The 23,392-nt window shown below is 63.1% G+C and carries 22 protein-coding genes; 8 read left to right on the forward strand and 14 right to left on the reverse strand.

Annotated features, from left to right (window positions below; all coding sequences use genetic code 11):
• Positions 1 to 138 precede the first annotated feature (138 nt).
• From glpX to ACP2YO_RS25645, 4 genes are all read right to left on the reverse strand, one after another.
• Positions 139 to 1,137, reverse strand: a complete 999-nt coding sequence (gene glpX, locus ACP2YO_RS25630; protein WP_426433956.1) for a class II fructose-bisphosphatase — start codon at positions 1,135 to 1,137, stop codon at positions 139 to 141.
• A gap of 82 nt (positions 1,138 to 1,219) precedes the next feature.
• A complete protein-coding gene (locus ACP2YO_RS25635) occupies positions 1,220 to 2,539 on the reverse strand; it encodes a homoserine dehydrogenase (protein ID WP_426433957.1) in 1,320 nt (439 codons plus the stop codon).
• A gap of 21 nt (positions 2,540 to 2,560) precedes the next feature.
• Positions 2,561 to 3,781, reverse strand: coding sequence for an LL-diaminopimelate aminotransferase (locus ACP2YO_RS25640; RefSeq protein ID WP_426433958.1), 1,221 nt, complete (start codon positions 3,779 to 3,781; stop codon positions 2,561 to 2,563).
• A gap of 214 nt (positions 3,782 to 3,995) precedes the next feature.
• Complete coding sequence (locus ACP2YO_RS25645; RefSeq protein WP_426433959.1) at positions 3,996 to 4,274, reverse strand: hypothetical protein; 279 nt, start codon at positions 4,272 to 4,274, stop codon at positions 3,996 to 3,998.
• A 291-nt stretch (positions 4,275 to 4,565) separates the two neighbouring features.
• On the opposite strand from ACP2YO_RS25645, the gene ACP2YO_RS25650 reads away from it, so the two are divergent.
• Positions 4,566 to 6,374 (forward strand): PHA/PHB synthase family protein, encoded by a 1,809-nt coding sequence (locus ACP2YO_RS25650; protein ID WP_426433960.1) that lies wholly within the window; start codon positions 4,566 to 4,568, stop codon positions 6,372 to 6,374.
• A 74-nt stretch (positions 6,375 to 6,448) separates the two neighbouring features.
• Positions 6,449 to 6,847, forward strand: coding sequence for an MAPEG family protein (locus ACP2YO_RS25655; protein ID WP_426433961.1), 399 nt, complete (start codon positions 6,449 to 6,451; stop codon positions 6,845 to 6,847).
• Between the two features lie 43 nt (positions 6,848 to 6,890).
• Here the strand turns inward: ACP2YO_RS25655 and ACP2YO_RS25660 are convergent, their stop codons facing one another.
• The 5 genes from ACP2YO_RS25660 to ACP2YO_RS25680 form a co-directional block, all read right to left on the reverse strand.
• Entirely contained in the window at positions 6,891 to 7,484 is a 594-nt protein-coding gene (locus ACP2YO_RS25660; RefSeq protein WP_426433962.1) for a class I SAM-dependent methyltransferase, read from the reverse strand.
• Positions 7,485 to 7,498: 14 nt separating this feature from the next.
• Entirely contained in the window at positions 7,499 to 8,545 is a 1,047-nt protein-coding gene (argC, locus tag ACP2YO_RS25665; RefSeq protein WP_426433963.1) for an N-acetyl-gamma-glutamyl-phosphate reductase, read from the reverse strand.
• Positions 8,545 to 9,216: an FMN-binding negative transcriptional regulator gene (locus tag ACP2YO_RS25670; RefSeq protein ID WP_426433964.1), complete on the reverse strand. Its 672-nt coding sequence runs from the start codon at positions 9,214 to 9,216 to the stop codon at positions 8,545 to 8,547. Before ACP2YO_RS25670 ends, argC begins: the two co-directional genes overlap by 1 nt.
• Before the next feature lie 313 nt (positions 9,217 to 9,529).
• The gene (locus ACP2YO_RS25675; protein WP_426433965.1) at positions 9,530 to 10,519 is read right to left on the reverse strand and encodes an MBL fold metallo-hydrolase; all 990 of its coding nucleotides are present in this window, start codon (positions 10,517 to 10,519) and stop codon (positions 9,530 to 9,532) included.
• 90 nt (positions 10,520 to 10,609) lie between these two features.
• Entirely contained in the window at positions 10,610 to 11,140 is a 531-nt protein-coding gene (locus ACP2YO_RS25680) for a DedA family protein (protein ID WP_426433966.1), read from the reverse strand.
• Positions 11,141 to 11,329: 189 nt separating this feature from the next.
• Here ACP2YO_RS25680 and ACP2YO_RS25685 point away from each other — a divergent pair, with 189 nt between their 5' ends.
• The 5 genes from ACP2YO_RS25685 (at position 11,330) to ACP2YO_RS25705 (ending at position 16,108) form a co-directional block, all read left to right on the forward strand.
• Positions 11,330 to 11,596, forward strand: coding sequence for a hypothetical protein (locus tag ACP2YO_RS25685; RefSeq protein WP_426433967.1), 267 nt, complete (start codon positions 11,330 to 11,332; stop codon positions 11,594 to 11,596).
• A gap of 238 nt (positions 11,597 to 11,834) precedes the next feature.
• Positions 11,835 to 13,895 (forward strand): DNA topoisomerase IV subunit B, encoded by a 2,061-nt coding sequence (parE, locus tag ACP2YO_RS25690; protein WP_426433968.1) that lies wholly within the window; start codon positions 11,835 to 11,837, stop codon positions 13,893 to 13,895.
• 229 nt (positions 13,896 to 14,124) lie between these two features.
• Positions 14,125 to 14,907, forward strand: coding sequence for an outer membrane protein (locus tag ACP2YO_RS25695; protein ID WP_426433969.1), 783 nt, complete (start codon positions 14,125 to 14,127; stop codon positions 14,905 to 14,907).
• A gap of 201 nt (positions 14,908 to 15,108) precedes the next feature.
• The gene (locus ACP2YO_RS25700) at positions 15,109 to 15,294 is read left to right on the forward strand and encodes a hypothetical protein (protein ID WP_426433970.1); all 186 of its coding nucleotides are present in this window, start codon (positions 15,109 to 15,111) and stop codon (positions 15,292 to 15,294) included.
• A 43-nt stretch (positions 15,295 to 15,337) separates the two neighbouring features.
• Positions 15,338 to 16,108 carry an SDR family NAD(P)-dependent oxidoreductase gene (locus ACP2YO_RS25705; RefSeq protein WP_426433971.1) on the forward strand — a complete coding sequence of 257 codons (771 nt, stop codon included), beginning with the start codon at positions 15,338 to 15,340 and terminating at the stop codon, positions 16,106 to 16,108.
• 62 nt (positions 16,109 to 16,170) lie between these two features.
• Here ACP2YO_RS25705 and ACP2YO_RS25710 read toward each other — a convergent pair whose 3' ends face one another.
• The 3 genes from ACP2YO_RS25710 to ACP2YO_RS25720 form a co-directional block, all read right to left on the reverse strand.
• The gene (locus ACP2YO_RS25710) at positions 16,171 to 16,947 is read right to left on the reverse strand and encodes an outer membrane protein (RefSeq protein ID WP_426433972.1); all 777 of its coding nucleotides are present in this window, start codon (positions 16,945 to 16,947) and stop codon (positions 16,171 to 16,173) included.
• 202 nt (positions 16,948 to 17,149) lie between these two features.
• Positions 17,150 to 18,400 carry an FAD-dependent oxidoreductase gene (locus ACP2YO_RS25715; RefSeq protein ID WP_426433973.1) on the reverse strand — a complete coding sequence of 417 codons (1,251 nt, stop codon included), beginning with the start codon at positions 18,398 to 18,400 and terminating at the stop codon, positions 17,150 to 17,152.
• A gap of 70 nt (positions 18,401 to 18,470) precedes the next feature.
• A complete protein-coding gene (locus ACP2YO_RS25720) occupies positions 18,471 to 19,970 on the reverse strand; it encodes a caspase family protein (protein WP_426433974.1) in 1,500 nt (499 codons plus the stop codon).
• Between the two features lie 355 nt (positions 19,971 to 20,325).
• On the opposite strand from ACP2YO_RS25720, the gene ACP2YO_RS25725 reads away from it, so the two are divergent.
• On the forward strand, positions 20,326 to 21,813 hold the full coding sequence (locus ACP2YO_RS25725) for a DEAD/DEAH box helicase (RefSeq protein WP_426433975.1): 1,488 nt from the start codon (positions 20,326 to 20,328) through the stop codon (positions 21,811 to 21,813).
• Positions 21,814 to 21,944: 131 nt separating this feature from the next.
• Here ACP2YO_RS25725 and ACP2YO_RS25730 read toward each other — a convergent pair whose 3' ends face one another.
• The gene (locus ACP2YO_RS25730) at positions 21,945 to 22,520 is read right to left on the reverse strand and encodes a DUF308 domain-containing protein (RefSeq protein WP_426433976.1); all 576 of its coding nucleotides are present in this window, start codon (positions 22,518 to 22,520) and stop codon (positions 21,945 to 21,947) included.
• 65 nt (positions 22,521 to 22,585) lie between these two features.
• A complete protein-coding gene (locus ACP2YO_RS25735; RefSeq protein WP_426433977.1) occupies positions 22,586 to 23,197 on the reverse strand; it encodes a TetR/AcrR family transcriptional regulator in 612 nt (203 codons plus the stop codon).
• Between the last annotated feature and the right edge of the window lie 195 nt (positions 23,198 to 23,392).

Here is a 23,392-nt window from a genome sequence, read left to right on the forward strand (position 1 = left end):
TGTTTCTTATTGTTGTCTGTCATCCCGTCGTTCCGGGATGGTGCGCAGCACCAGACCCGGAACCTCGAGATTTCTCAGATGTGCAATCGCACATCAAAGTTCGCATCTGACGATGCGCCCCCGAATGACGCTGTCCGCCTAGTCGAGATGGAATTTCTCGAGCTGACGATGCTCGGCCTTGATGTAGCGCACGGTGCCGGTGACGGAACGCATCACGACCGTTTCGGTCTCGATCACGTCCTTCTTGAACTTCACGCCAGAGAGCAGCGAACCTGTCGTGACGCCGGTCGCGGCGAACAGGCAGTCGCCCCTTGCCAGGTCCTCGATGCCGTAGATCATCTTCGGGTCGGTCACGCCCATCTTGTGCGCGCGTTCACGCTTCTCCTCGCTGTCGAGGATCAGGCGACATTGCATCTGGCCGCCGATGCAGCGCAGCGCCACTGCCGCGAGCACGCCCTCGGGCGCGCCGCCGGTGCCGATATACATGTCGACACCGGTATCATCGGGGGTCGCGCAGTGAATGACGCCGGCGACATCGCCATCCGTGATCAGACGCACCGCAGCACCCGTCGAGCGCACGCTGTTGATGATGTCGGCGTGACGCGGACGGTCGAGCACCAGCACGGTGATGGCGGAGGGATCGACGCCCTTCGCCTTGGCGAGACGGCGGACGTTATCGTGCGGCGGGGCGTCGAGCTCGATCACGTTCTTGGCAAAGCCCGGACCGATCGCGATCTTCTGCATGTAGACGTCGGGCGCATGCAGCAGCGTGCCGCCGTCGGCCATCGCCATGGTGGCGATCGAGCCGGGCATGTTCTTGGCGCAGAGCGTGGTGCCTTCGAGCGGATCGACCGCGATGTCGACCCTCGGACCGGCATTGAGCCCGACCTTCTCGCCGATGAAAAGCATCGGCGCCTCGTCGCGCTCGCCCTCGCCGATTACGATCGTGCCTTCGATCGGCAGCTTGTTGAGCTCGCGCCGCATCGCGTCGACCGCGGCCTTGTCGGCGGCCTTTTCCTGGCCGTGGCCGCGCAGCCGCGCGGCCGACACTGCCGCGCGCTCCGTCACCCGCACGATTTCAAGCGTCAGGATGCGCTCGAGCAACATCTGCGGCGGGACGGAAATATGGGTCGACATGGCGTGCTCCTTAAGCCTTGCGGACGGGTCATCCTGCCCGCACCGCATCAATCATTTCGCGCCCGACCCGTTCGGCCGCGCGCTAGTTTTTCTCGATCCGGATCACCTGCGGCCGGCCGCTGATGACCTTGTCGCGCTGCACTGCGGCCAACGCGCGATGCACCGCATCCTCGCTGGTCGCATAGGTAATCAAAATGACCGGAACTGGTGAAGGTTTTTTGGCCGCACCGTTCACATCAACGCCATCCGGATGCCGCTGCACGATGGATTCCAGTGATATCTTCTGTTCCGCGAGCCGGGTGGCGATAGTTGCGGCAGTACCTGCCAGATCACGCGCCATGAGGCGGATATAATAGCCACCCTCGTGACGTTCCATCGGCGCCTTGATGGTGTCGCGCAACCGCTCCACCGGACGCCCGAACGGCTTGGCCCGGATGCCGCGTGCGACATCGGCGATGTCGGCGACCACGGCGGAGGCGGTTGCTGCACTGCCCGCGCCGGGGCCGACCAGTGTGATCGGAGGAATGCCCTCGCCGTCGATCGTCACCGCATTGGTGACGCCCATCACCTGGGCGATCGACGACGATTTCGGCACCATGGTCGGATGCACGCGCTGCTCGATTCCCTTGGCGGTGCGCACGGCCACGCCGAGCAGCTTGACGCGGTAGCCGAGTTCTTCGGCGGCGCGCAGATCCTCCGGCGTGATCGAGGAGATGCCTTCGACATAGACGGCGCTTTGCGCGACCTTGGTCCCGAAGGCGAGGCTGGCCAGGATCGCAAGCTTCTGTGCGGTGTCGTGACCGTCGACGTCAAAGGACGGATTGGCTTCGGCGTAGCCGAGGCGCTGGGCATCCTTGAGACACTCGGCGAACGACAGGCCCTCCTGCTCCATCCGCGTCAGGATGTAGTTGCAGGTGCCGTTGAGGATGCCATAGACGCGATTGATACTGGTACCGGCCAGCCCCTCGCGCAGCGTCTTGACGACCGGGATGGCGGCACCAACGGCGGCCTCGAAATTCAACGCACCGCCATGGCTCTCCGCAGCGTGCGCGAGACGCAGGCCATGCTTGGCGATCAGCGCCTTGTTGGCGGTGACGACGGATTTGCCGGCCTTCAACGCGGTCTCGATCGCGGCGAAAGCGGGATCGCCGGCGCCGCCCATCAATTCGACGAAGCAGTCGATATTGGGATCCTCGGCGAGCGCCTGCGGGCTCTTGGCCCATTCGACGCCGCGCAGGTCGAGGCCGCGCTTCTTGGCTTTGGAGCGCGCGGTGACGGCAACGACGCGTACGCCGCGGCCACAGCGCTCGGACAGCACGCGTCCCTGCGCTTCGATCAGGCGGACGACATCGGCACCGACGGTGCCGAGCCCCGCTATGCCCACTTTCAGCGGTGCGACCATGAGATTAAGGACCTGGAGGGATTAGCGTCGATTGGCGAGAGGAACCACGTTGTGCAACGTTTCGATGCCGCTTTCAAGGAAGCGGCGCACGCCGCGCGCGGCCTGCCGGATCCGCTGTTCGTTCTCCACCATCGCGATGCGGACAAAACCTTCGCCATGCTCGCCGAAGGCGACGCCGGGCGATACCACGACGCCGGATTTCTCCACCAGCAGCGTTGCGAACTGCATGCTGCCGACGGCCTCGAATTCCTTCGGCAGCGGCGCCCAGGCAAACATCGAGGCCTGCGGCGGCGGAATCTCCCAGCCGGCACGGCCGAACGATTCCACCAGCGCATCGCGGCGCTTCCGGTAGGTATCGCGCATCTCGCGGATGCAGTCGTCGGGGCCATTGAGCGCTGCGGTCGCCGCCACCTGTACCGGCGTGAAGGCGCCGTAATCGAGATAGGATTTCACGCGCGCGAGTGCTGCGATGATGCGGTCGTTGCCGACCGCAAAGCCCATACGCCAGCCAGCCATCGAGAACGTCTTCGACATCGAGGTGAATTCGACGGTGACATCGATCGCGCCGGGCACCTGCAGCACCGACGGCGGCGGATTGTTGTCGTCGAAATAGACCTCGGCGTAGGCGAGATCCGACAGGATGAAGATGTCGTGCTTCTTCGCGAACGCGACGAGGTCCTTGTAGAAATCGAGGTCCGCGACATAGGCGGTCGGGTTCGACGGATAGCAGACGATCAGCGCGATCGGCTTCGGGATCGAATGGACGATCGCCCGCTCGACGGCTTCGAAGAATTGCGGCGTCGGCTCCGAAGGCACCGAACGAATCACGCCACCCGCCATCAGGAAGCCGAAGGCATGGATCGGATAGCTCGGATTGGGACACAGCACCACGTCGCCCGGCGCGGTGATCGCCTGCGCAACGTTGGCAAACCCTTCCTTCGAGCCGAGGGTGGCAACGACCTGCGTGTCCGGACTGAGTTTGACGCCGAAACGGCGCGCATAATAGGCGGCCTGGGCCTTGCGCAGGCCGTTGATGCCGCGCGAGGCCGAGTAGCGGTCGGTCCGCGGCTTGCCGAGTGTTTCCTTCAGTTTCTCGATCACATGGGCCGGGGTCGGCAGGTCCGGGTTCCCCATCCCCATATCGATGATGTCGGCCCCGGCATTGCGCGCGGCCGCCTTGGCCTGGTTGACCTTTTCGAAGACGTAAGGCGGCAGACGGCGAATGCGGTAAAAATCTTCCATGGGACCCTTGCTCCGACAACCGGCACGCCAAAATCGACCCCCTCGCCGATGTCCTGAAGCTGGACTCGGCTTCGTTCAGAACTCACACCAAATCAATGACTTAGAGCGAATTCAGGTGCACAGATCGGGGGTCGGCGACCGGATATGCGGTTGAATTGAGGTTCTTTTAGCACGGACACCCGGCCGCGCCAGCCGTAGATGCCCTTCTCGAGGCTTACTTGCCCGATCCATTCTGGGCCGCGGCGGTCTCCTGGCGGTCCCGCGCGGCCTTCAGCTCGGCCTCGAGCTTGGCCTGGTCGGCAGGCTTCATCGCCTGTTCGCTGCGGTCGGGCGGTAGATCGTGAACCGGCAGGTAGCCGGTTGGCTCCTTCCGCGCAGGCGTGTCGGCTACCCCGGGCAAATCCGCAACCGTGCTCGCGCAACCGCTCAGCGTCGCCATCGACGCGAGCAAGATTGCGGCTGCAAGGCCCCTCATCATCCGATCAATCGGCATCCGCCGAAAAGTCCCCAACAAGCTGGCGCACAAGGCGCACATCGCCGACACGGGTCGCACTGGTACGAGCCTTGCAGCATCCCCGCTGCGCTAATTCTCGCTTTGGCCGTTCAAACCATTGTCGCCCGAAACGATTAAAGCAGGAACACCAAATGCGACCCCTGAGGCTTCAATATGTCAGAACTAATATTTTTTTGTCGCAGTGCAACAGAGAGAAACATCGGATTTTGACCTGTTGTCATTCCGCACCGCGCGATGACGTCCACGAAACGAAGCGATAATGTCCCTGAGATGAGCAACGTCAGTACTGAAGCCCAGGCCGCCCCCAAATTCAACGCCGAAGCGTTCGCTATGAACATCGCCCGTGCGATGGAAAGCAGCGGTCAGGCGCTTGCGGCCTATCTGAAGCCGCGCCAGACCGGTGAAGTCCGCGACAAGCCCCCGAACGAGCTCGGCGAGGTCATCAAGACCTTCAGCGTGATCGCCGAATACTGGCTGTCCGACAAGGAGCGCGCTTCTGATCTGCAGACCAAGCTAGGCAAGGAATATCTTGATCTCTGGGGCGCGGCGGTCCGCCGCATGGCCGGCGAAGCCGATGCCAAGCCGGCCATCGAGCCGGCACCGCGCGACAAGCGCTTCCAGGACCCCGAGTGGAAGTCGAACCAGTTCTTCGACTTCGTGCTTCAGCTCTACTTGCTCACGTCGAAATGGGCGCAGGAGCTGGTTCACAATGCCGACGGGATCGATCCGCACACCCGCAAGAAGGCAGAATTCTACGTCCAGCAAATCGCCAATGCGCTCGCGCCGTCGAATTTCGTCCTGACCAATCCGGAACTGCTGCGCACGACCGTCGAATCCAGCGGCGATAATCTGGTTCGCGGCATGAAGATGCTGGCCGAGGATATCGAGGCCGGCCACGGCACGTTGCGCATCCGCCAGTCCGATCCAAGCAATCTTCAGGTCGGCGTCAACATGGCGACGACACCGGGCAAGGTGATCTACCAGAACGCGCTGATGCAGCTGATCCAGTATTCGCCGGCAACGGAAAGCGTGCTGCGCACGCCGCTCCTGATCGTGCCGCCGTGGATCAACAAGTTCTACATCCTCGATCTCCGGCCCGAGAAATCCTACGTCAAATGGTGCGTCGACCAGGGCATCACGGTGTTCGTGATCTCATGGGTCAATCCGGACAAGGAGCTCGGCAAGAAGACCTGGGCCGACTACATGACCGAAGGCCCGCTTACCGCGATGGACGTGATCGAGAAGATCACCGGCGAGATGAAGGTTCACACCGCCGGCTATTGCGTCGGCGGCACCATGCTTGCCTCGACGCTGGCCTATCTCGCGGAGAAGCGCCGCCAGCGGGTGACCTCGGCGACGTTCTTTGCAGCGCAGGTCGACTTTACCCAGGCGGGCGATCTCCTGGTGTTCGTCGACGAAGACCAGATCTCGGCGCTGGAACGCGACATGCAGGAATCCGGCGTGCTCGAGGGCAGCAAGATGGCGATGGCCTTCAACATGCTGCGCTCGAACGACCTGATCTGGTCCTACGTCGTGAACAACTATCTGAAGGGCCAGCCGCCCTCCTCGTTCGACCTGCTGCACTGGAACTCGGATGCGACCCGGATGCCGGCGTCGAATCACTCCTACTATCTGCGCAACTGCTACCTGGAGAACCGGCTGTCGACCGGCACGATGGTGCTCGACAACACGCTGCTCGATCTGTCGAAGGTCAAGGTTCCGGTCTACAACCTCGCCACGCGCGAGGACCACATCGCGCCGGCGGAATCGGTGCTTTACGGTTCGCAGTTCTTCGGCGGCCCGGTGAAATATGTGCTGTCCGGCTCCGGCCATATCGCGGGCGTGGTCAATCCGCCGGCGTCGAAGAAGTATCAGTACTGGACCAATGACAACATCAAGGACGTCAAGCTTGCCGACTGGCTGAAGAACGCCGAGGAGCACAAGGGCTCGTGGTGGCCCGACTGGCGGGAATGGCTGGAAAACCTCGATGCCGAGAAGGTCTCGGCCCGCGCGGTGGGCTCGCCCGACGTGCCACCACTCGAAGATGCCCCAGGCAGCTATGTCCGCGTCCGCGCGTAGCGCGCGGCCGCCCTCTCCGCTATAAGCAGATCGTCCCGGCGGGTCGGGAATCGAAATCAGTTGAGGGGGAGACGATGACGCGTGAACTGTTCTGGCTGTCGCTGACGGTGATCCTGACCGGACTGCTGTGGGTCCCCTATGTCCTCAACCGCTGCCAGGTCCGCGGCCTCGGTGGCGCCATGGCCAATCCCGCGCGCAATGCCAAGCCGCATGCAGAATGGGCAACGCGGCTGATGTTCGCCCACGACAATGCCGTCGAGAACCTCGTCGTGTTCGCGCCCTTGGTGCTGATCCTCAACGCGGCCGACTATTCAACCAAATGGACCGTGCTGGCCTGCGCCGTCTATTTCTGGGCCCGCGTCGCGCATCTGATCGTCTACACGCTCGGCCTGCCGGTGTTCCGCACGCTGGCGTTCACGGTCGGCTTCATCGCCCAGGCCGTACTGGCACTGGCGATCTTCAAGATCGTCTGAGCTTGCGAATTCCCGCCGGCCGCGGCAACAGCCGCGCCGGCCCCTACCCGGCGCCCTTTCGCACCACGACATGCAGCATGGTCGCAGGTGCCTCGTCAAAGCTCTTGATCTCGCTGGTGTCAGATGACAATTGCGTCCACGCGCCTGACGATGCGTAGGTCGCCAGCAGCCAGTCCGGCGAGGGATAGTTGTAGTAGCGGCCGATACTGTCGCGGCCGTCGTCGTGGCCGATCTTGTAGCTTGCGTAGAACAGGCCCGATGGCTTCATCGCGCGGTGGATCCGCGTGAAAACGCCGGCCAATTCATCGCGCGGAACATGCAGCAGACACGCGCTGGCCCAGACGCCGTCATAGGCCTCCTGCTCGTCGAGTTCGTCGAACAGCATCGCTTCAACCGGATGGCCGAGACGCTGCGCGGCAACCGCGGCCATCTCGGGCGAACCGTCGGTCGCGCGCAGCACAAAACCCTCGGCGAGCATCACTGCGGCATGATTGCCTGCGCCGCAGCCGAGTTCGAGGATCGCACCGCGCGGCGGCAACAGACCGAGAAAGGCCTTGAGCCGGGTCGACGGAGCTTTCGCCCACCCGGCATAGGCCTCGGCATTGCGCCGGTAGAATTGCAATGTGTCCTCGTCCACGACGACCACCCCACTCACGGAAACAGCGCGATCTGCTCCAGTCCGGTGGTTTCAGGCAGGCCGAACATCAGGTTCATGTTCTGGATCGCCTGTCCGGCCGAGCCCTTCACGAGATTGTCGAGCGTCGAGAGCACGATGGCGCGGTTCTTGATCCGGTCGGCGACGACGCCGATCTGGACGTAGTTCGAACCACGCACGTTCTGCGTCTGTGGCAACACGCCCTTCTTCGCCACATATACGAACGGCTCGTTGGCGTAGGCCTTTTCAAGTTCGGCCCGCAAATCGTCCGGCGTTGCCCCGTTGAGATTGACATAGGATGTGCAGAACTCACCCCGCGCCATCGGAATGAGATGCGGCGTGAAGTTCACCGTCACAGCCGAGCCAGCGGCTACGCCGATCTCCTGCTCGATCTCCGCCGAGTGTCGATGGGTGCCGACCGAATAGGGCGACAATCCCTCGCCGGCCTCGCTGAACAGCGTGCTCTGTTTCAGTCCGCGTCCGGCGCCGGTGACGCCCGACTTGGCGTCGATGATGATATCGTGGACGTCGATCAGCTTTGCCTTCGCCAGCGGAACCAGCGCCAGCAGCGCCGCCGTCGGATAGCAGCCGGGACAGGCCACCAGCCGCGCGGCCGTGATCGTCTCCCGGTAGAGTTCGGTCAGCCCATAGACGGCCTCGCCCTGCAATTCGAGCGCCCGGTGCTCATGGCCGTACCATTGCGCGTAGCTGTCCTTGTTGCGCAGCCGGAAATCTGCGGACATGTCGAGGATCTTGATTCTGGGATTGGCTTTCAGCACTGCGGCGATGATCTCCTGCGTCGTCCCGTGCGGCAGTCCGCAGAACACGGCATCGAGCTGCGTCCAGTCGACCTTTTCCCATTCCACGAGTTTTGGCAGGTCGAGCATGAAGAAGTGCGGAAACACCTCGCTCATCGCCTTGCCGGCATGGGTATTGGCGGTAAGCGCGGTGATTTCGGCATTCGGGTGCCGCGCCAGCAGGCGCACCGCGTCGGCGCCGGTGTAGCCGGACGCGCCCAAAATGCCGATTTTCTTCTTCGTCATCATACGCTCCTTTCAAGCGTAGTCGTTTCGGTTTGTATCGTTGCGAAAGCCTGCGGGCGAACCTCGCGCATCAAACCCGCGATGTGCCGGGCACCGGCGTCGGCTTGCAAAGCGAGCGTGTTGCCGATCGCAGCAAAGTCGGCGTCGGATTTGTGCTGGTTCAGCTTGAAGCTGCCCTCCACCTCTTCCACCGTCATCTCAAAGCCCACGATCGCCTTCTTCATGGCCTCCAGCCGCGCAGCCGTCATCTTGCCTGATGTCCAGGGCTTCTTCGGCAATAACCGCTCCTCGAACTTGGCGCTCAGCGTATCGATCTGCATGGCGAGTTCATCGTCCGACAAGGTTCGCACCGGTCCGGTCAAGTGCACGGCCTGATAGAGCCAGGTCGGCACCTGATCCAGCGACACATACCAGTCAGCCGACACATAGGCATCCGCGCCGTTGACGGCCAGCAGCCAGGACGGACCGCCTGCCAGCTTTACCAGCGGATTGTGACGGGCGACATGAAACAGCGCCCGCGGCGTGCCGTCGTCGCCGTAGCTCAGGTAGAACGGCAGCCCGGAGGCAATCGGCTTGGCGCCGTCCCACGCGCAGGCGATGCCGAAACCGCGCGCTTCCGCAAAGGCGAGGCTTGCGGCACGGTCGGGCTTGAATACCGGTGGCGTATACATGGTCGTAACTCCCAAAGTGACATAGCAGCCGCCAGGTCGGACCGCGGGTCTTTTTTGGGAGAGCGCCGCGGGAGGAGATCCGGCGGCAGAGGCGATGGTCTAAACGCGAACGACCGCCCATACCGCAGAGGTACGGCGGCGGGCGATGATGATGGTCGCGGCGTTGATCATGGGCGCGGCTATACGGCCGCGCCCGCGTGGCGTCAAGGTTTGGTTTGGTCATTCCGGGGCGATGCGTAGCATCGAACCCGGTATCTCGCGCCACAAACCTCTAGATTCCGGGTTCGCGCTTCGCGCGCCCCGGAATGACGACCTAGATCACCGGATTCCAGGAAGCCGGCACGACGCGGTAGCCGTTGCCGTCCTTCACGACGTTGCCGAGCCCCGGGAACGGATAGTGGAAGCCCTGCACCTGGAGCCGCTCAGCAACCACCATGTCGTAGATACGGCGACGGGTCTTCTCGGCCACGTCGCCATCCTGATCGAAGAACGCATGCCAGCCCGGATTGGTCGCGAACAGGTTCGGGTTGTTGGTGACGTCGGACTGGATGAAGACCTTAGCTGACCCGGATGCCAGCACATAGGAGGTGTGGCCCGGCGTATGGCCGATCGTCTCGACCGAGGTCAGGCCAGGCACGATCTCCTTGCCCCATTCATAGGGCCTGACCTTCTTCTTCAGGCCGGCCTCGAAGATATTGCGGTTGTTCCTGAACAGGCCCTGCATGCGCCCGGCCGCCGCCCGGCTCATCTCGCCGTCGTCCATCCAAAACTTCCATTCGGTCGCGGGCACCAGCACTTCAGCATTCGGAAATGCCGGCTTACCCTCGGCCGTCAGAAGGCCGTTCACATGGTCGGTGTGGAAGTGCGAGATCACGACGATGTCGACGTTCCCGGCATCGAATCCGGCAGCCGCCATGTTGTCCGCGAATAGGCCACTAGCGCCCTTGCTGCTGGCCTTCGACAGTGCGCCGTTGCCGGTGTCGATCACGACCAGCTTGCCGCCGGTGTTGAGCACGAGCGGCGCGAAGTAGATCGTCATCATGTCGCGCGGCATGAACGCCTTCTCAAGCGCTGCGTTCACATCTTCCCTCCTGGCATTGGGGATGAAGGAATCCTCAAGCTTGAAGACGTTCTTGCCATCGGACACCACGGTGACCTGGATGTCGCCGACCTTGTAGCGATAGAAGCTCGGCGCTTGCTTGTCGGCCATCGGAGCCGCAGCGCTGGCCGAACGGGCGGGCAGAAGCGGCGCGGCAGCGATCCCGGCAACACCGGCAAGAGCGTGACGTCGTGTCAGTTCCATCTGATGTCCTCCCAGTGAAACGCGGTAACGGCAGTCCCGTCCCGCTTGTATGGTTTTCGGCGCTAACCCCCGCGCCTTGGGGTTATTCCTTTATACCACCCGCCACATCCATTCGACGATCTGCGCGATGACATCACCGAACAGCAACAGCGCGGCCGACCAGAGCAACGCCGAAACGAAATTGGCGATCTGGAATTGCCAGTACGACATCTCGAAGATGCCGGCGGCGAGCGGCACGGAGGCGCGCAGCGGGCCGAAGAAGCGTCCGATGAAGATGCTGGGCACACCCCAGGTCCTGACGAACGCCTCGCCGCGCGGCAGGATCTCCGGATAGCGCGATAGCGGCCACATCTGCGCGACCTGCTCCTTGTAGCGATAGCCGAACCAGTAGGAGACCCAGTCGCCAAGCGCAGCCCCGATGCCGCCGGCGATCCAGACCGGCCAGAAGCTGATCCCGCTGACGCCGATCAGTGCGCCGATCGCGACCAGTGCGCCCCATGCCGGTATCAGGAGCGAGATGAAGGCAAGCGACTCGCCGAACGCAAGCAGCAAGACGATCGGAGCGGCCCAGGCCTGGTGATGGCGCACGAATTCGGCCAGGGCGCGCGCAAAATCTTCCATCTCGTTGAGTGCCTTCCCGCTCCGTTGACGGCATTGAATGAACCTTTTCGCAGGCTCTTAGTCCAAGAAGAGGTAAGCCAGCCCGTTGCGTGACATCAAGTCACAATGGCGGGGATTGGACGTGATTTCTCACAGGCCCTCGCCGTCCGGGCCGGCTCGCATCCACTCACAAGGCGAAGGAAAGACTGGATGATCGGACCGATGATGATGTGCGTAGGCGTTGTTGTGCTCTTGTTCGGAATGCTCGCGGGCATCGCCATGGGAATCCGGCAGGACTTCGCGTTGGCATCGGCGCATGCACATCTCAATCTCGTCGGCGGCGTGCTGCTGTTCCTGTTCGGCCTCATTATCGGCTTGTTCCCGCCGCGGGCACCACACGGCTGGCGAAGCTCCAGGGCAGCCTCCACATCGCCGGGGCGATCCTGTTCCCGGCGGGGATTGCGATCGTCACCCTGAATGGGCATGCCTTCGAGGCGGTCGTTATCGTGGGGTCGCTGCTGGTCGCTGCCGCCATGGCCCTGTTCACGATCATTGTGTTCCGCACCTCGCGGGCGTAAGCGCGGGTTCCTATTTACGGGACGGCCGGACTGGGGCATCCCCGCCACCAGCCTTCCCGCCCTTTCGCAGTCTATCCGTGGCATAGTCAGAAGAACCGATTCGCCGCAACCCAGTCTTGCGTGGCACCTGAAGAAACATGTCAAAACCACTGAAATCAAACACCAAAAGCAAATCAGATGAAGATCTGTTCGGAGCTCCGGAGTCGAAGGGCCGCGCGCCGCTAAAGGTCGCGGCCCGATCCGGAGGGGCTGCCGAGGACGGCTATACGGCGGCTGACATCGAGGTGCTGGAAGGGCTCGAGCCGGTCCGCCGGCGGCCGGGCATGTATATCGGCGGCACCGACGAGAAGGCGTTGCATCACCTGTTCGCGGAAGTGATCGACAACTCGATGGACGAGGCGCTCGCCGGCCACGCCACCTTCATCGAGGTGGAGGTGACCACCGATGGCTTCCTGACCGTCACCGACAACGGTCGCGGCATTCCGGTCGACCCGCATCCGAAATTCCCGAAGAAGTCGGCGCTCGAAGTCATCATGTGCACGCTGCACTCCGGCGGCAAGTTCGACTCCAAGGTCTACGAGACCTCGGGCGGCCTGCACGGCGTCGGCGTTTCCGTGGTCAACGCGCTGTCCTCGCGGCTCGAGGTCGAGGTCGCGCGCAGCCAGAAGCTCTATCGCATGAGCTTTGAACGCGGCCATCCCAAGGGCAAGCTCGAAGACCTCGGCAAGATCAACAACCGTCGCGGCACGCGCATCCGCTTCAAGCCGGACACCGATATTTTCGGTGCCAAGGCGACGTTCAAGCCGCAGCGCCTGTTCAAGATGACGCGCTCGAAGGCCTATCTGTTCGGCGGCGTCGAGATCCGTTGGCACTGCGATCCGGAGCTGCTGAAGGGCGTCGAGGATGTGCCGGCCGAGGCGACCTTCCATTTCCCTGGCGGCCTGAAGGACTATCTCGGCGCGGCGATCCACGCCGACACGCTGGTGCATCAGGACATCTTCTCCGGCAAGTCGGGCCGCAGCGGGGCGCACGGCGCCTGCGAATGGGCGGTAGCCTGGACTGCGGACGCTGACGGCTTCTTGTCGTCCTACACCAACACGGTGCCGACGCCCGACGGCGGCACCCATGAATCGGGCTTGCGCAGTGCGCTATTGCGCGGTCTGAAGGACCATGCCGAACGCGCCGGCCAGGGCAAGCGCGCCGCCTCGATCACCTCGGAAGACGTGATGGTAGGCGCAGCCGTCATGCTCTCGGTATTCGTGCGCGAGCCTGAATTCCAGGGCCAGACCAAGGACCGCCTCGCCACTGCGGAAGCGCAGCGCATCGTCGAACAGGCGATGAAGGATCCGTTCGACCATTGGCTTTCGGGTAATCCGAACCAAGCCAACCGGCTCCTGGACTTCGTGGTCGATCGTGCCGAGGAGCGGCTGCGCCGCCGCCAGGAAAAGGAGACTGCGCGAAAGACCGCCGGCAAGAAGCTGCGTCTCCCCGGCAAGCTCACCGACTGCTCCAGCGCCGGCACGGAAGAATCGGAGCTGTTTATCGTCGAGGGCGACTCGGCCGGTGGTACCGCCAAGCAGGCACGCAACCGCGAGACCCAGGCGATCCTTCCCTTGCGCGGCAAGATTCTCAACGTCGCTTCCGCCGGCAAAGACAAACTCACTGCCAATGCCCAGTTGGCCGACCTCGTTCAAGCTCTCGGCTGCGGCACACTTGCGCATTACCGCGAAGAGGATCTGCGCTATTCCCGCATCATCATCATGACCGACGCCGATGTCGACGGCGCGCATATCGCATCGCTCCTGATTACCTTCTTCTACCGGCAGATGCAGCCGCTGATTGATCAAGGTCATCTCTATCTCGCGGTACCACCGCTCTATAAGCTCACCCACGGCACCAAAACGGTGTACGCCCGCGACGATGCCCACAGGGATGAGCTGCTCAAGAGCGAATTCCACGCCAACGCCAAGGTCGAGATCGGCCGTTTCAAAGGCCTCGGCGAAATGAACCCGGCGCAGCTCAAGGAAACCACCATGGATCGGGCCACGCGCACGATGCTGCGCGTGAAGCTGCTGACCGAAGACCGCGAGGGCACCGCCGATTCTGTCGAGCGGCTGATGGGCACCAAGGCCGAAGCCCGCTTTGCCTTCATTTCCGACAAGGCTGAATTCGCGAATGACGATCTACTTGACGTCTAGTCACAACCCGCTGATTTCAGTTATCTTTCCGGGCCGCCCCGACTTTTCTGGGCGGCCTTTACTCGCTTTTGGGGAGAGCACGGCTCGTTTTCGTTTTCAGGCGGTTGTGTCCCACCCGCAACAGCATTTCCGGAAGAACTACGTATAGTCTCGGACATGAGTTCGGGAATCGGTGCCAACGCGCCCCAGTCGAGCGACCCGCTAGAACGCTAAAGTCGAGGATTTGGATATGAAGAAGTTTTTGCTCGCTCTGACCGCGGTTGCTGCGATGACGGCATCGGCCTCGGCGGCTGATTTGGCCGCCCGCCCCTACACCAAGGCTCCGATGTTGCCGGCGCCCCCGAGCTGGACTGGCTTCTACATCTCCGGCGGCGGCGGCGGCGGTATCTGGGATGCCGACACCGGCGTTCAGGCGACCGTTGGCGGCGCGCCGATCCTCGGCTTCAACCAGCGCCAGGGCGGCGATGGCTGGTTCGGCACCGTCGGTGCCGGCTACGACTGGCAGCTCAACCAGAGCTGGGTTTTCGGTATTCTTGCTGACGGCCAATTCGGTAGCCTCAAGGGCACCATTCAGGATCAGGGTCCGTTCGCCGCCGGCAATATCAAGAACGACTACTCCTATGCCGCTGGTGTTCGCCTCGGTTATCTGGTTGCGCCGAACGTTCTCTCGTATGTCAACGCGGGTTATTCGGACTCCCACTGGAAGGGCACCACGTTGTTCAACACCGGCACCGGCACGGCGATTGGATCGACCAACGGCTTCGATCGCTCGGGCTGGTTCGTCGGCGGCGGCGTCGAGAACAACCTGAACATCTTCGGCTTCACCGCGCCGGGCTGGTTCATGAAGACCGAATATCGTTCGGCCTTCTACGACACCAAGAACATCACCGAGTTCGGAGCCGCAGTGGGCGGAGGCACCCGCGACATCAACTTCAAGCCTTACGTGCAGACCATCAGCACCTCGCTGGTCTACCGCTTCAACTGGAGCGGCCCGGTCGTCGCCAAGTACTGATCCCTGCTGAACCGCAGAACAAAAGCCCCGGCATTGCCCGGGGCTTTTTTTGTTGCCGATAGCATTCTCGAGCGAAGTGGATACGATTGGGGTTTGCCGGTCAGCGCGGCATCGTATCCGGTCGAGAGCGGTCGGCGCTCTTGCAACGGTTTCCTGAACTCTGCGTTGGCCCGCGGGACACATCATCTGAAGGCGCTGACAATGGCGCGGTTACTGTCGGTTCTCGGGCTGATTGCCCTCGTGATCGGGCTACTCTGGATCGGCCAGGGCCTCGGGGTGATCGCCTGGCCGGCGTCAAGCTTCATGATCAACCAGATCCAATGGTCGGAATATGGCGCAGCCCTCGGCGCCGTCGGCCTGATCCTGATCTGGCAGAGCCGACGCTGATCGGGCACTCTGTGCTTGCCTTCAACCAAAGCGGACAACAACAATGAAAAACGGACTGTTCGACGTCACCGGTAAAGTCGCGGTTGTCACCGGCGGTAATGGCGGTATCGGGCTCGGCATGGCGCGCGGCCTTGCGGACGCCGGAGCCGGCATTGCCGTGGTCGGACGCAACGAGGCGAAATCAGCGGCGGCCGTCGAGGATCTCAGACAGCGCGGCGTCGAGGCGATCGCCGTGACGACCGACGTGACTGACACGTCAGCGGTCACCGCCATGGTCGACCGGGTCGTCAAGGAACTCGGCCGGATCGACATCCTCATCAACAATGCCGGCATGAGCATCCGCAAGCCGCCTCACGAGCTGGAGCTCGAGGAGTGGAGCAAGGTGATCGACACCAACCTCACCAGCGCGTTCGTGTGCTCGAAGGCGGCCTATCCGGCGCTGAAGGCGTCCGGCCATGGCAAGGTCATCAATATCGGCTCGATGATGTCGATCTTCGGCGCGAGCTTCGCGCCGGCCTATGCCGCGAGCAAGGGCGGCATCGTGCAGTTCTCCCGCGCCTGCGCCAATGCCTGGGCGCCCGACAATATCCAGGTCAACGCCATCCTTCCCGGCTGGATCGACACCGACCTGACGAAAGGCGCGCGCCAGCAGGTGGCCGGCCTCCACGAGCGCGTGCTCGCGCGCACGCCGGCCGCGCGCTGGGGCGCGATCGACGACTTCGCGGGGATCGCCGTGTTCCTGGCGTCTTCAGCGTCCGACTTCGTGACCGGCACCGCCATTCCGGTCGACGGCGGCTACTCGATCATGGTGTAGGTTCGAAACACGCAAAAGCCCCGGCAATGCCGGGGCTTCACGTCTAAGATGAACACCAGGGCTCAGTAGCGCGCAACCAGCGGCGCACCGAACTTGTAGCTCAGGCGAACGACGGCTGACTGGATGTCGCGCGGACCCGCGCTGAAGGCGTAGGTCGCCGGCGCAGCGGTGCCGGCGAGTTCAACGTTCTTCTTCTCGAACGAGGCGTAGTCGTATTCGACACCGACGATCCAGTTCTGCGTGATGCCGTATTCCCAACCCGCGCCGACGGTCCAGCCGTTCTGCCAGCTGGTCTGGCTGCCCGAGCCCGTAGCCGGCGGCGTCGTGTCGACGACCGACAAGCGGTTGTTCACCCCTGCGTAGCCGCCCTTCACATAGAACAAATTATTCTGCACGGCGAGGCCGGCACGGGCCGTGACAGTCGCCATCCAGTCCGCGCGCCAACTGAAGCGATCGTCAGCTGCACCGAACACGTTGTTGACGAGCGTGCCTCGGTTGTCGAGGCCGGCGAGCGTGCCCTCAAGACCAAACACCCAATTGTTGGCCTGCCAGTTGTAGCCGATCTGGCCACCACCGAACACGCCGCTCCCGCGCTGCCGGAAGCCCTGTCCCGGCCTGAGATCGCCGAACAATGTGGTGTTGGCAGTGTTGGTCCATTCCTGGTTGGTCCAGGAGCCGCCGACGTTGCCGCCGACATAGAAGCCGGCCCAGTTGTAGATCGACGCAATGTAAGCCGGCGCCTTCGTATAGGGACCGGCGGCGAGATCGGCGGCCGAAGCGGCGCAGATACCGAGTGCGGTCGTGACGGTGAGCGCGGCAATTAGTTTGGCATGAGACATGGTGGCACCCCCAAGGTTGTCTGATGGGTGCCAGCATTCCCCGAGAGACCCTTACCAAAAGAAAACCGGCCGAGCCGGCGACGCAGAATCGGCAGAGGCCGATCTCGAATCTTCTCCGCCGTTGCAACCACGCAACTTCTAAGAGTTATTTTAAGCGGCTGTTATCCTTGATGGATTCTTTATCTTCTGCGCAGCTCGCCTGTCAGCTTTGAGCCGGTGAATGCACGTGCTCAGGCCGCGCACCGACACCGACGAAGCGCGCGATAAGTCCCTGCAGCCACGGCACAGCGGTAACCACCCGCATAGCAAACGGCACCCTCAGCGGTCGATCGCCCGATTTGAGCGCCACCGTGATGATGTTGTTCTGCGCGATCACCTGAATCCGCTGGGTCACACGCACCGGAAGTTCGCGCCGACGCCTGACTGCGTCGAGTTCTTCTTCCGACGGGCAATCGTGGACGAGCTTCGCCGCCAGGAGATTTGCAGTCGCGACCGCATCCTGCACCGCCAGATTGACACCGACGCCGCCGACCGGCGACATCGCATGTGCGGCGTCGCCGATGCACAGCAAGCCGGGCCGCGTCCAGCGCGTCAAGCGGTTGATCGCGACCGTGAGCAATTTGACATCGTCAAAACTCTTCACCTCGGCGATGCCGGCCTTGAGAACCGGCGCCATCCGCACCACGTCGTCCAGCAGCGCCGGCAGCCCCCTCGCCTTCACCGCGTCGTATTGTCCCTTGGCGATGACAAAGGCGCACTGCCAGTAGTCGCCGCGATCAAACGTCACCATCATCTTGCCCGGCTCGACGCGGGCAAACAGGTTCTCCGTCTCATCCGGGCGCCGCCCGACGCGAAACCAAAGCACATCCATCGGCGCGCCGATTTCCTCGACTGCAAGACCGGCGCGATCACGCACGGTGGAGTGGCGGCCGTCGCAAGCGATCGTGAGGTCAGCCTCGATATCAATCGGGCCATCCGGCGTCTGCGCGCGGACACCCGTGACGGTGTCGCCCTGCCGGATCAGATCGGTCGCCTCGGTGCTCATCATCACCTTGAGCAATGGAAAACGCTTGCCGCTCTCGCGCAGGAAATTGAGGAAGTCCCACTGCGGCATCATTGCAATGAACGGATATTTGACATTGACGCGGCTGAGATCGGCAATCCGCACCTTCGTGCCGCCGAACATGCCATCGAGCTTCTGCAATTCCTGATGCTTGAGCTTTAAAAAGCCGTCGATCAACCCGAGCTCATCCATCACCTGCAAGGTCGATGGGTGCACGGTATCGCCACGGAAGTCGCGGAAGAAATCGGCGTGCTTCTCCAGCACCACGACATCGATCCCGGCACGTCCGAGCAGGTAGCCAAGCATCATCCCGGCCGGTCCGCCGCCGACCACGCAGCAACGGACCTTCATGGTCCGCGCTGTCGGTCCCTCCGGATCTACTGCATCCATGACGCAATCCTCATCGTCCAACCGAGCCTAGGTCTGGAGTGTAACGCCGATCGGACAAGAAGGATGCAAGCTATCGCCGGAACGTCTTGGTCTCCGACACGCTGCCGTCGCGATAGGTCAGTTCGACCGAGATCGATTTGGTCTGCGGCGCGAGCTTCAGATAGGGCTGCGCATCCGACGGGATCGCACCCGGGTCCCGCACATCGCAGGCCGGCATCTTCAGCACCTTGTCCGGAACCGCCGTGTCGACGCCGATACGTACCTCACGGATTGCGCAGCGATACGACATCAGGTGTGTGTAGTAGACCAGCAGGCCGTTGAACTCGCGGAACGACAGCCAGCTCGTCGCGGTCATGTCGAGGATCTTGCGCTGGTCGCGGATCAGCGCCGCTTCCGGGTCGAACCTGATCGGAAATGGCCCCTGCATCTCGCCCTGCGCGTCGACATAGCGAAGCTGGATCGTGCCCGCGGGCGCGTCGGCCGGCAATTCGATCGACAGGTTGGGCATCCGCTTGCGGGTGCGCGGATCGAGCGTGTCGATGAAGCCGGTTTCGCGGAAATCGCCGCCTTCACCCATTCGCCACGAAATCCCGAGCGCCGGGTCGGCGATCGAGACCACCACGGTCCAGCCGCCATTGTGACGCGAGAAGCTCGCGATCGGCGCATTGACGGCGTCTTCCCTGGGCAGCCTCGGCACTGACACCGGCGGCAGCGCCGCCACCTGTTGCGGCGGCGCGGCAGGCTTGGCCGCATCGGCCTGCCCCTCTGCCGGCCCCTTGGCCATCCCGTTGAGGAAGACGTCATCGACCATCTGGTCGAAATAGACCGGGATTTGTTTGTGCTGCACGGTCTCGGCCATCTCGCTGACCTGCCGCCGCGTCCGTTGCGCGACCTGTACGAGGTTCTCGCCGGGCTGCAACAGTTCCTTGGCAAAGGTCCGCGTGAACACCGAATTGGGATTGGCGTCGTCGTTGGACAGACGGTCGAGCGCGGTCTGGCGCGGCCCCGCCGAAAACACCGAGAACACGCCCTCGGGCAACTGCATCATCGGCGCCAGCCCGCCGCCGCCCGCGACGGCACGGGTGCCGGCGCGCTCGAATGGATTGTTGCGACAGGCGTCGAACACCAGGATCGAGGTGCGCGCCCTCTTGTTCTGCAGCCGCTCGATGATGCGGTCGGCGAGCACTGAGGCGTCGCGCACCAGCTCTTCCTGCCCTTCGGTGGCGGCCGGCACGTCGGTCGGCAGCAGGAAGTTCTGGCCCGCGATCTCGAAGCCGTGGCCGGCATAGAAAAAGAACGCGGTGTCGCCGGGTTCGACCGCGCGGTCAAAGGCAAGCAGCGTTTCGGAGAAGGCCTGGCGATTCAAATTCTCGGCCACCATGACGCTGAAACCAAGCTGCTTCAGCGTGTCGCCCATGGTGCGGGCGTCGTTGACCGCCTTCTGCAGCTTCGGCACGTTCTTGTAGTCGTTGTTGCCGATCACGAGCGCGACACGGTTCTCGGCGTGGGCGGGCACAGCCAATGCGATCAATGCAGCCGCGATGAGCGTTGCCGAAAGCCAGCGCGTCATCCTGTTCCCCGCCTGCACGGCATTGTCATGGCGCGTGCGACCGCCGGATAATAGTCGGATCAGTTGTTTCATCGGTTCACGACGACTCATTTGACCGGAAAATGACGAAGCGGCGCTTATTTGTGCGAAAACATTAAGCTTTTTCGACCGCGGGACCGGTTCCAAGATTGACTTTGTTGGTTTCGACCCTATGTTCCGGTCTCAACGCGGCCTCGGATCGAAGCGCGATTCGTTAGGTTTGCCGCCCGTCAGCGTCACTCAGAGCCCCCGAGCTTTTTAGAAGCCAGCCGTTTCGGGGCCGAACGCGACAGCCTTATACCTTCGATTCCGAACGGCGGTATCGACCAGAGGCTCAATGTCCTTTTCCAATCTAGGCCTTTCCGACAAGGTCCTCGCCGCAGTCGCGGCCACCGGTTACACCACCCCCACCCCCATCCAGGATCAGGCGATCCCCCACGTTCTGGCCCGCCGTGACGTCCTCGGCATCGCCCAGACCGGCACCGGCAAGACCGCCGCCTTTGTCCTCCCGATGCTCACTTTGCTCGAGAAGGGCCGCGCCAGGGCCCGAATGCCCCGCACCCTCATCCTCGAGCCGACCCGCGAACTCGCCGCGCAGGTGAAGGAGCAATTCGACAAATACGGCGCCGGCCAGAAGCTCAACGTCGCGCTGCTGATCGGCGGCGTCTCGTTCGGCGACCAGGATACCAAGCTGACGCGCGGCGTCGACGTGCTGATCGCAACGCCCGGCCGCCTGCTCGATCACACCGAACGCGGCGGATTGCTGCTCACCGGTGTCGAGCTTCTGGTGATCGACGAAGCCGACCGCATGCTCGACATGGGGTTCATCCCCGACATCGAACGCATCTGCAAGCTGGTCCCCTTTACACGGCAGACGCTGTTTTTCACCGCCACGATGCCCCCGGAAATCAGCCGCATCACCGAGGCCTTCCTGCATAATCCGGCGCGGATAGAGGTCTCCAAGCCCGCGACGACCGCCGTCACCGTGACCCAGTTGCAGGTCCCCGCCGGTCGCGAAGCGCATGACAAGCGCGAAATCCTCCGCCGCCTGCTGCGCGAGGCCAAGGACCTCAACAACGCGCTCATCTTCTGCAATCGCAAGCGCGAAGTCGCGGTCCTTCACAAATCGCTGCAGAAGCACGGCTTCAGCGTCGGCGCGCTGCACGGCGACATGGATCAGTCCGCCCGTACGGCCGCGCTCGATCGGTTCCGCAAGGGCGAGATTCCGCTGCTGGTCGCCTCCGACGTCGCCGCGCGCGGCCTCGATATTCCGGCGGTCAGCCACGTCTTCAATTTCGACGTACCGCACCACCCCGACGATTATGTACACCGCATTGGCCGTACCGGCCGCGCCGGACGCAGCGGTACCGCGATCTCCATTGTCACCTCGCTCGACACCAAGTCGATGGCTGCGATCGAAAAGCTGATCGGCCAGCAGATTCCCCGTGCCGAGGGTGACTACTCCGCTCCCAGTGCAGCTTCCGACTCGTCCGAGGCACCGCGCCGCTCGCGCAGCCGCGATGGTTCGCGCGACGGAGCCCGCGGCGATCGCAAGCCGCGCCGCGAGCGCGAACCACGTCGAGACCGCGAGCCGCGTCAAGATCGCGAGCCGCGTCAGGAGCACGAGGCGCGTCCCGCCGAGGAGCCGCGTCACGAGCGCGAACCACGCCAGGGCCGCAACAAAGCGCCGCAGGCACCAGCGCCGCATGTGCCGTCGATCGGCCGCAGCGAGCCGCAGCGGCGACAGCGCGAGGCGGACCATGAACCCGCCGATCATTCGCATCTGCCGGCCTTCTTGCTGCGCCCGGTACGCGCGCGCGTCTGAGATCTGAACTTTGATCTGACCGGCGTCCGGGCGACGCCGGTGTGCCCGGCAACGGATTTGGAGGTCAGGGGATGCGCTCGCGGCAGCGCGACCAGCCCGATCGGGTCGGTGATGGCTTAAGACGACGGGCCTTATGCAGCCCTCCGCCGCAATTGGCTCACGCTCAGCCACACCGCTGAAACCAGGAAGTAGAAGGCGCCTACTGCGGCATAGCCGGCCACGTTGCTGATGGATGGCGGCAACGGCATCCGCGCCTGCACGACGAAAAACGTGCCTGCCAGCGCTGATTGCCCGCCGCTCAGGATCATCGCCCACTGCGCACCGTAGCTCTTCCAACGGCGAACTGCGGTGCCCAGTTGAAGCAGCCCAGACAGGATCGCCCAGACGCCGAACGCCCCGAGCACCCAATTCATGCTCATCTCCAGCGCAAGAACGACCGCGAGCGTTGCCGCCACACTGACCACGACGTTGATGGCCTGCGTGCGATTCTGTCCCAATCCTCCGTTGCGCGATGCGTCGACAAAATTGGCGAGCGCATCCCATGCGGGATAGGCGACGAGCAAGACCGCCGCGATCACCCAGGAACTCTGTCCCACCGTAAAGGCAGCCGCCACCCAGACAGCCGAGAACGCTGTCCTAGCGAAGTAATAGAGCTTGAGCCATTGTTCCTGGCTGGCGCGAGAAAGATCACCATTGTGAAGCGTCATTAGATATCCTTTCGACTAGTAGGTAGCCTCTCGCGACGAATGTCGCAGGGCGATCACCGCTGTGGTTATTTGAGATCCAGGACCGTATCCGGAGGGCGGCGCGCGGCGAGCCGCTCCAGGAGCGGGCCTGTCACGACGCCGAATATCTTCGGATCGCCATAGGCCCGCGCCGAAAGCATCGCGCCGTGAACCGCCGCCATGAACGCTTCAGCCTCGACACGAGGGCTACTCATCAGTTGAAGTTGGCCGCGCCGCGCGCCGCGCTCCAGCACCGATGTCAGCCACGCTGACAGGGAGCGGAAATGCGCCCGGACCTCCAGGCCAACTTCCTCGGGCAGAGCGGGGAGCTGGCTTGCCAGCAGCGCGCAGACACAGAACGAGGCGCTGGCATCGGCGATGCAGGATTCCCAATACGCAGCGTAGAACCCAAGCTGTTCGAGCGGATCGGATACCTGGAGTTCGAGATTCGCAATCCCCGCTTCAGCTTCTTCCCGATACCGCGCAACCAGCGTTCGGACCAGATCGACCTTGCTTGGGAAATGGTGATGGATGCTCGCCTTACGAATCCCGACCACATCGGCGATGTCGGCATAGCTGAAACCGTCGTATCCGCCAGCGACGATCAGAGAACGCGCGCAAGCCAGGATGTCGTCAGACGTGGTCGATAAGTTGCTCATGCCATTGTCTACCTTCTAGTAGGACGTCAGTCAAGTTCTCCCTTATGATCCGAGGGACAGCGCTACGGCATAGACCGAGTTCCAATCTTCATTGTTGCTCGACCCGCCAGGCGAAAGCTTGCGAAACCTGCGTCCGATAACGACGCCGTCGTGAGCATTCCGCGGTAATCGAGGCCGGCGTCCCCCGGTTCCACT

Origin of the sequence: Bradyrhizobium genosp. P, assembly GCF_049949265.1 — a bacterium.
Taxonomy (GTDB): domain Bacteria; phylum Pseudomonadota; class Alphaproteobacteria; order Rhizobiales; family Xanthobacteraceae; genus Bradyrhizobium.

Coding starts and splice junctions, on each gene's coding strand:
- glpX (WP_426433956.1), bottom strand. CDS start 1,137: ATGTCGACCCATATTTCCGTCCCGCCGCAGATGTTGCTCGAGCGCATC.
- ACP2YO_RS25635 (WP_426433957.1), bottom strand. CDS start 2,539: ATGGTCGCACCGCTGAAAGTGGGCATAGCGGGGCTCGGCACCGTCGGT.
- ACP2YO_RS25640 (WP_426433958.1), bottom strand. CDS start 3,781: ATGGAAGATTTTTACCGCATTCGCCGTCTGCCGCCTTACGTCTTCGAA.
- ACP2YO_RS25645 (WP_426433959.1), bottom strand. CDS start 4,274: ATGCCGATTGATCGGATGATGAGGGGCCTTGCAGCCGCAATCTTGCTC.
- ACP2YO_RS25650 (WP_426433960.1), top strand. CDS start 4,566: ATGAGCAACGTCAGTACTGAAGCCCAGGCCGCCCCCAAATTCAACGCC.
- ACP2YO_RS25655 (WP_426433961.1), top strand. CDS start 6,449: ATGACGCGTGAACTGTTCTGGCTGTCGCTGACGGTGATCCTGACCGGA.
- argC (WP_426433963.1), bottom strand. CDS start 8,545: ATGACGAAGAAGAAAATCGGCATTTTGGGCGCGTCCGGCTACACCGGC.
- ACP2YO_RS25670 (WP_426433964.1), bottom strand. CDS start 9,216: ATGTATACGCCACCGGTATTCAAGCCCGACCGTGCCGCAAGCCTCGCC.
- ACP2YO_RS25675 (WP_426433965.1), bottom strand. CDS start 10,519: ATGGAACTGACACGACGTCACGCTCTTGCCGGTGTTGCCGGGATCGCT.
- ACP2YO_RS25680 (WP_426433966.1), bottom strand. CDS start 11,140: ATGGAAGATTTTGCGCGCGCCCTGGCCGAATTCGTGCGCCATCACCAG.
- ACP2YO_RS25685 (WP_426433967.1), top strand. CDS start 11,330: ATGATCGGACCGATGATGATGTGCGTAGGCGTTGTTGTGCTCTTGTTC.
- parE (WP_426433968.1), top strand. CDS start 11,835: ATGTCAAAACCACTGAAATCAAACACCAAAAGCAAATCAGATGAAGAT.
- ACP2YO_RS25695 (WP_426433969.1), top strand. CDS start 14,125: ATGAAGAAGTTTTTGCTCGCTCTGACCGCGGTTGCTGCGATGACGGCA.
- ACP2YO_RS25700 (WP_426433970.1), top strand. CDS start 15,109: ATGGCGCGGTTACTGTCGGTTCTCGGGCTGATTGCCCTCGTGATCGGG.
- ACP2YO_RS25705 (WP_426433971.1), top strand. CDS start 15,338: ATGAAAAACGGACTGTTCGACGTCACCGGTAAAGTCGCGGTTGTCACC.
- ACP2YO_RS25710 (WP_426433972.1), bottom strand. CDS start 16,947: ATGTCTCATGCCAAACTAATTGCCGCGCTCACCGTCACGACCGCACTC.
- ACP2YO_RS25715 (WP_426433973.1), bottom strand. CDS start 18,400: ATGGATGCAGTAGATCCGGAGGGACCGACAGCGCGGACCATGAAGGTC.
- ACP2YO_RS25720 (WP_426433974.1), bottom strand. CDS start 19,970: ATGACGCGCTGGCTTTCGGCAACGCTCATCGCGGCTGCATTGATCGCA.
- ACP2YO_RS25725 (WP_426433975.1), top strand. CDS start 20,326: ATGTCCTTTTCCAATCTAGGCCTTTCCGACAAGGTCCTCGCCGCAGTC.
- ACP2YO_RS25730 (WP_426433976.1), bottom strand. CDS start 22,520: ATGACGCTTCACAATGGTGATCTTTCTCGCGCCAGCCAGGAACAATGG.
- ACP2YO_RS25735 (WP_426433977.1), bottom strand. CDS start 23,197: ATGAGCAACTTATCGACCACGTCTGACGACATCCTGGCTTGCGCGCGT.